Genomic DNA, 6,455 nt, shown 5'->3' with positions numbered 1-6,455 from the left:
TCCCGGGCCCCCCCGGGGGGCCGGCCGGCGTCGAGCTCGGCGCCGGTCCACTTGGAGACCCAGCCGCGCTCGAAGTTCCAGCGGGCGATCTCCGTCTTCATCGAGTCCTTGATGACGATCGACCCGTCGCGGCGGGCCGCGTCGACGTCGCCGTCCTCGACCTGCTTGCGCCACTCCCAGAGCGACTTGGACTCGTCGATCCGGCGCTCGAGGGTGATGTCGGACCACTTCATCGCACCCGGAACCTTCCGGATGATCATCTTGCCTTCCTTGGTGGCTTCCTTGTACTCGATGGTCTCCGTCTCGGACTCGACCCCGGAGCACTTGCGGAAGCTCGCCATCTCGACCCCGCCGATCTCGAGGACGAAGTTGAAGCTGGTCATCAGGTCGGGCATCGCCGCCTCCTAATCTGTCTGCGCAGAAGTCTGGTTGAGCTCGTCAAGTTTCGAATCAGTCAAGTTCTCAGTCGCTGGTGTCGCCGCCGCCCTGCCACTGGCTGATCCGGAAGATCACGAACTCGGCGGGCTTCACCGGGGCGATGCCGACCTCGACGATCAGCTTGCCCTCGTCCACAGAGGACGCCGGGTTGTTCGTCGAGTCGCAGAGCACGTAGAAGGCCTGCTCGGGGGTGGCACCGACCAGCGCGCCCTGCATCCAGAGACCGCGCAGGAAGGACGTGATGTTGCGCTTGACGCGCTGCCACAGGTCGAAGTCGTTGGGCTCGAAGACCGCCCACTGGGTGCCGCGCTGGATCGACTCCTCGATGAAGTTGAACAGCCGGCGGACGTTGATGTAGCGCCAGCTCGGGTCGGTCTTGGCGAGCGTGCGGGCACCCCAGATCTTGGTGCCGTAGCTGCCGAACGACCGGATGCAGTTGACGCCCTCGGGGTTCAGCAGATCCTGCTCGCCGTTGGTGACGTCGTTCTCCAGCCGGACGATGCCGCGGACCGCCTCGTTGGCCGGCGCCTTCCACACACCGCGGGCGCCGTCCGTGCGGGCCCACACACCGGCCACGTGGCCGGCGGTCGGCACGGTCAGGTACAGCTCGCCGTTGGTGGCGCCCGGCCGCGCGAGCGGGTTCGGCACCACGACGTTCGGGTAGTAGAGCGCGGCGAACGCCGAGTCGCGGGCCAGCCGCGAGCGCCACTCCAGCGCGCGGGTCGCGTTCAGGCCGGGCGGCACGTCCAGGATCGCCATCTTGTTGTGGCTGGCCTCGCAGAAGTCGATGAGCTGCTTCTGCGCGCCGAGGAACATCTCCTCGTCGACCGAGCCGTCACCCTTGGTGGCCACCGTGACCAGGTCGGGGATGGCGACCATGGTGACGTTGTCGGCGATCGCCAGGCCCTGGTAGCCGGTGCGGTCGGCCTCGCTGCCGACCAGGTCGGCCGGGGTGACCTCGACGGCCGAGACGGGCGGGGCCTGCAGGGTGTAACGGCCGGCCGCCGGGGTGCGCTCGGCCAGCGAGGTGCCCTGCACCGGCTGCATGTCCAGCTTCAGGAACTTCGAGCGCTCGTTGACCGCCCGCTCGACGGTCCGCGTGCTGCGGCCGGTGAACTGCAGACCGCCGATCTCCTCGCGCAGCTGGCCGCCCTCGAAGACGCGCAGCGTGTAGTCGCCACCGCCGCCGTTGCCCGAGCCGCCCTCGGCGCCGTCGCCCTCGGCGGGCGTCTGGGCCTGCGGCGGGACCACCTCGACCTCGAGGTTGGCTCCCGGGTCGCGAGCGGTGAGCTGCAGGCTGGGGGTCTGCGGGTTGTCCGCGGCCGGCAGCACCGCCGTGGGCGCGCCGCCGTTGCCGTTCGCCCCGTTGCCGCCGGGGATCCGGCAGATGTAGGCGGCGCTGCCGCCGTTCTCGAAAAAGCCACGGACCGCGTGCGGGAGCATCGCGCCGCGGACGAAGCCGCCGTAGATGCGCTCGTACTGGGGCCAGCTGGTGACCAGCTGTGGCTTCACGCCATCGGGGTCGGTGGGGTCACCCACCTCCGTGTCGTAGCGTTCGGTGAACCCGACGAACGCCGCAACGGCAGTACCCACCCCCTCGATGGGCATGGAACCGCTCGGCTGCTCCTCGATGTAAACGCCCGGGGCTCCGTACGACGCGGCCATCTGATGACACCTTCCCCTTCTGTGTGCCTGCGCTCCGTCAGGCCTGCACCGCGCTGGTCAGCAGCGCGGGGTCAAGATCCGTTTCGTAGAACTCGCCGTAGTGCAGCGGCGGGAACACCCGCACCGTGGGCCGGATCGACGAGCAGGCGACCACCTTGACCGCGGGGAAACGGTGCACGATCAGGTGCACCAGGTCGGTCGTCGCTCGCTTGTCGAGATCCAGCACGATGACGTCGGGCAACGCCTCGAGCAGATGGGTGAGCACCTCGGTGCCCGCGTCCATCAGCTCGATGCCGTCCTGCCGGAGGATGTCCTCGAGGCCCAGTCGGTGCAATGCGCTGAAGTCGCCCATGAGGACCCTCGTCACCGCCGCACCTCCTCCAGGTTCGCCGCCGTGCTGAGCGTGCCTCGCGTATACGCGTGGAGTGAAGGTGCGGCGGTGCAGCCGAAGGTGCAGCACGTCACTGAAGGGTTGCCAGTGTCCGGGCCGCCGTCGATTCTGGACGGCGGGGAGGAGGCGCCGTGATGACCACGCCGACCGGGCGGCACGATCCGGCCGAGACAGTCATCATCGTGCCGCAACAACGCGACCGGTCGGACATGCCGACCGTGCAGATGGCATTCCCGGCAGGCCATGCCGTCGACCTGTGGGAGAAGCCGGCGCCGCCGGAGCCGCTCGACGCGCCCTGGTTGCGCCAGGTGGCATGGCTGGCCCCCACGCTGCTCACGCTGGTGCTGGGCGGGGCCGGCGCCTGGCTCGGCAACGCGTCGTGGACGCCGGCCGCGGCGACGCCGTGGGCGACCGACGCGCTGCGGTGGTACCAGGAGCTGGCCGGCGACTCCACGCTGGCGCTTCGCGCCCCGTCCGTCGTGGCGATGACCGCGGCCACCGCCTTCGCCGCGATGGCCGGCGCGCGGACGGGCGGGCTGCGGGTCGCGGTCACGGCCGGCCTGCTCTTCGCTGCGCTGCCGACGACCAGCGGCTGGGCCCGGCAGCCCGGCCCGGAGCCGGTGTCGGTGATGCTGGCCGCGCTGGCGACGGTGTTGCTGGTCAGCCTGGTCCGCAAGCCGCGGGTGGTCGCCGGTCTCGGGTACGCGATCACGATCGCCCTGCTCGGCGCGTCCGGCGGGCTGGCCGCATACCTGATCATCGGCGCGCACGCGGTGGGACTGGCGGCGGAGGTGCGCGATCGCCGTACCCCGCTGATCTGGGGTTTCGCGGCAGTCGTCGGCGGTGGTCTCGCCGCGCTACCGATCATCATCGGTCACGCCGACGTGCTCGACGATGGCCGCCGGCTGTCGATGGCCTCGACGTGGCTACCGATCGACCTGTTCGGCGGGGCGCTCCTGGCCGGTGCCGTGCTGGCCCTCGCCTTCCTCGGTCTGTCCTTGCGGCATACTCTCGCGGTGCTCACCACATGGGCCCTGCTGCCGGTCGTCGCGCTCGCCGCGGCCGCCGCCTTCCTGCCGGTCTGGTCGTCGCAGACGCTGCTGATCACCACGCCCGCGTGGTGCCTGGTCGCCGCGGTCGGGCTCCGGCGGTTCACGCTGGCCCGCGGGGTGGCCGTGATCCTGGCGATCGCGCTGCTCGCGGTGCCCGCGCACCTCGATCTGCGCCGGGCGGACCACGCCCCGGCCTGGGTGATCCGCTCGTGACGGCTGTCGCCGACGAACGCACGCAGGACGGTGTGCGGGCGTCCGCGCGGGTGCCCGACAACGTCGCGCACGGCATCCCGGCGCCGCCGTCCGAGGCCGAGAAGATGCTCTACGACAAGCGGCGGCTGTGGGTGCTGCAGCTGGGTTCGGCGGTCAGCTTCACCACGCTGGTGGTCAGCCAGGTCTACTTCATGACCCTGTCGAGGTGGCTGCTGCTGCTCGTGCCGCTGCTGGCGTTCAGCGTCCTCTACTACTTCATCTCGCTGCTGGTGAACATCGGGACGCCCGCCTTCGACATGCGCGCGCACCGGCGACTCGTCCGCGACAACAAGGTCTTCCCCTCGGTGGACGTCTTCCTGCCGGTCTGCGGCGAACCCTACGAGGTGCTCGCCAACACGTGGCGCTACGTGTCCCGGATGAAGCGGCACTACCCGGGGCACGTCGACGTCTACGTGCTCGACGACTCGCCGACCGCCACCCTGTCCCACGCGGCCCTGCGGCACGGCTTCGTCTACCAGCGACGGCTCAACCGCGGGTGGTACAAGAAGTCGGGCAATCTGCGGTACGCGTACCGGCGTACCTCGGGCGACTTCATCCTGGTGCTGGACGCCGACTTCGCCCCGCGCCACGACATGCTCGACGAGCTGGTCCCCTACCTGGTCGCCGACCACCGGCTGGGCATCGTGCAGTCGCCGCAGTTCTTCCGCATCGAGCGCGGACACGGCTGGCTGCAGCGCGGCGCCGGCGCGGTGCAGGAGCTGTTCTACCGGCTCGTCCAGGTCTCGCGGCAGCATCACCACGCGGCGATCTGCGTGGGCAGCTGCGCCCTCTACCGCCGCACCGCGCTCGACGCGATCGGCGGCTCCACCTTGATCGAGCACTCCGAGGACGTGCACACCGGCTTCGACATGCGACGCAAGGGCTGGGATCTGCGGTACGTGCCGGTGCCGCTGGCGGCCGGCCTCTGCCCGGACAACGTACGCGCGTTCTTCACCCAGCAGTACCGCTGGTGCACCGGGTCGATGAGCCTGCTCTCGTCGACGAAGTTCTGGAACACCCGGATGACGTTCCGCGGCCGGTTGAGCTACCTCTCCGGGTTCTGCTACTACCTGCACACTGCCGTCTTCGCGATCGCCGCGCCCGTCGTACCCGTGCTCATGCTGACCGTCTTCCCCGAGATGGTCACCGCGCGCAACTACCTGCTGATCGTCCCCAGCCTGGTCTACAACCTGGTCGTCTTCCCGGCCTGGCACCGCACGAAATACCGCTTCGAGACGTGGGCGACCAAGCTGCTCTACGGCTGGGCGCACGCCTGGGCGATCTGGGATCTCGTGCTGCAGCGCAGCATGGGCTGGCAGGCCACCGGCAGCAAGGTGCGCGGTGCGCGGACCGGCCGGCTGCGCGCCAGCGTCGCGCTCTGGACGGTCGGCACCAGCCTGGCGTGGGTGGTGCTGGCCGGCCGGCACATGCTGCACACCGACCTGTACGCGTTCCTGCCCGCCTTCCTGGCCGGCGCGTTCTTCCTCACCGTGGCACTGCAGGCGGCGCTCGTGGACCCGGCGGAGGACGTGTGAAGACCCGCCAGCTCGTCCTCTCCGTGATGCTGATCGTGGCCGCCTTCCTGGGCTACGCCGTGGCGGTGGACCGCACTCCGGTCACCGTGGCGGCCGGGCGTGACGCGCTCAGCGAAGACGTGGTCGCGGTGATCGAGCGCCCGCAGCCCTACGACGTGACCGCGCTGCTGCAGCCCGAGCACAAGTATTTCGGCGTCACCGTCCAGAACGCCCCCCGCGACATGACCGGCGTGCAGAGCTTCGCGAAGAACGTGCAGCGCAAGCCCAACATGATCTCGATCTTCGCCGAGTTCGGCGACCCGTACCAGACGCGCGAGGTGCGCAACGCCTACGCGTACGGCGCCCTGCCGATCATCCGGTGGGAGCCGTTCGACCAGAAGCTCTCCGACATCGCCAAGGGCAAATACGACAAGTACGCCCGCAAGTACGCCGCCGCGGTCCGCCGGCTCAACCTCCCGGTCGTGATCACCTTCGCGCACGAGATGAACGGTTTCTGGTATTCGTGGGGCACCCAGGCGGCCACCCCGGACGACTTCGTCGGCGCGTGGAAACGCCTGCACGACATCTTCGAGCAGGCGGGCGCGACCAACGTGATCTGGACCTGGACGCCGAACGTGATCAGCGGCGCCCCCAAGGTCAAACTCGACCGGTACTGGCCGGGCGACGAGTACGTGGACTGGGCCGGCATGGACGGCTACCTGACCAAGTTCTACGGCCCGCAGACCTTCGACCAGCTCTTCGGCCCGACGATCACCGCGATCCGGCGGCTCACCCAGGTGCCGATACTGATCGTGGAGACCGGTGTCGAGCCCGGTCCGAACCGGATCGTGCAGCTCAAGGACCTGCTGTATTCGACCGCGGAGAGCGATGACGTGATCGGGCTGGTCTACTTCAACCAGCCGGGCCGGGTGCTGTGGCAGATCGACGACAACGAGGAGGCGGCCGGGGTGTGGGGGCGGCATGCCAAGAAGCTGGGTTACGGCTTCGTCGTGAAATAGGCGATCAAGTGCACCTTGGGTCGCCCCTTCAGCCCTACCGGGGGACGCTTCGACGCGCTTTGATGCAAGCGTGGAGTACACCCTCGGCGTTGATCTCGGCACCACGTACACGGCGGCCGCCGTG

At 69.5% G+C, this 6,455-nt stretch carries 6 protein-coding genes; 3 read left to right on the top strand and 3 right to left on the bottom strand.

Annotated features, from left to right (window positions below; genetic code table 11):
* The 3 genes from AB0M20_RS21075 to AB0M20_RS21065 all read right to left on the bottom strand — a co-directional run.
* A partial coding sequence (locus AB0M20_RS21075; RefSeq protein WP_364300531.1) for a phage tail protein occupies window positions 1-395 on the bottom strand: 395 nt, incomplete at its 3' end.
* 67 nt (window positions 396-462) lie between these two features.
* Window positions 463-2,103: a phage tail sheath C-terminal domain-containing protein gene (locus AB0M20_RS21070; protein WP_364300530.1), complete on the bottom strand. Its 1,641-nt coding sequence runs from the start codon at window positions 2,101-2,103 to the stop codon at window positions 463-465.
* A gap of 37 nt (window positions 2,104-2,140) precedes the next feature.
* Window positions 2,141-2,470: a hypothetical protein gene (locus AB0M20_RS21065; protein ID WP_364300528.1), complete on the bottom strand. Its 330-nt coding sequence runs from the start codon at window positions 2,468-2,470 to the stop codon at window positions 2,141-2,143.
* A 158-nt stretch (window positions 2,471-2,628) separates the two neighbouring features.
* Here AB0M20_RS21065 and AB0M20_RS21060 point away from each other — a divergent pair, with 158 nt between their 5' ends.
* Genes AB0M20_RS21060 through AB0M20_RS21050 form a run of 3 tightly spaced genes read left to right on the top strand, consistent with a single transcriptional unit; the run spans window position 2,629 to window position 6,331 of the window.
* Window positions 2,629-3,759, top strand: a complete 1,131-nt coding sequence (locus AB0M20_RS21060) for a glycosyltransferase family 39 protein (RefSeq protein ID WP_364300526.1) — start codon at window positions 2,629-2,631, stop codon at window positions 3,757-3,759.
* A complete protein-coding gene (locus AB0M20_RS21055; protein WP_364300524.1) occupies window positions 3,756-5,333 on the top strand; it encodes a cellulose synthase catalytic subunit in 1,578 nt (525 codons plus the stop codon). The genes AB0M20_RS21060 and AB0M20_RS21055 overlap by 4 nt, the downstream gene beginning before the upstream one ends.
* Window positions 5,330-6,331 carry a glycosyl hydrolase gene (locus tag AB0M20_RS21050; protein WP_364300522.1) on the top strand — a complete coding sequence of 334 codons (1,002 nt, stop codon included), beginning with the start codon at window positions 5,330-5,332 and terminating at the stop codon, window positions 6,329-6,331. The genes AB0M20_RS21055 and AB0M20_RS21050 overlap by 4 nt, the downstream gene beginning before the upstream one ends.
* Window positions 6,332-6,455: the final 124 nt, after the last annotated feature.

Origin of the sequence: Actinoplanes sp. NPDC051633 (assembly GCF_040681735.1) — a bacterium.
Taxonomy (GTDB): domain Bacteria; phylum Actinomycetota; class Actinomycetes; order Mycobacteriales; family Micromonosporaceae; genus Actinoplanes.
Note: the sequence above shows the minus strand (reverse complement) of the source record. Positions and strands in the feature narration are given on the sequence as shown.

What these genes read in the sequence shown, in the direction of transcription:
- AB0M20_RS21070 (WP_364300530.1), bottom strand. Translation starts at nt 2,103, where the DNA reads ATGGCCGCGTCGTACGGAGCCCCGGGCGTTTACATCGAGGAGCAGCCG.
- AB0M20_RS21060 (WP_364300526.1), top strand. Translation starts at nt 2,629, where the DNA reads ATGACCACGCCGACCGGGCGGCACGATCCGGCCGAGACAGTCATCATC.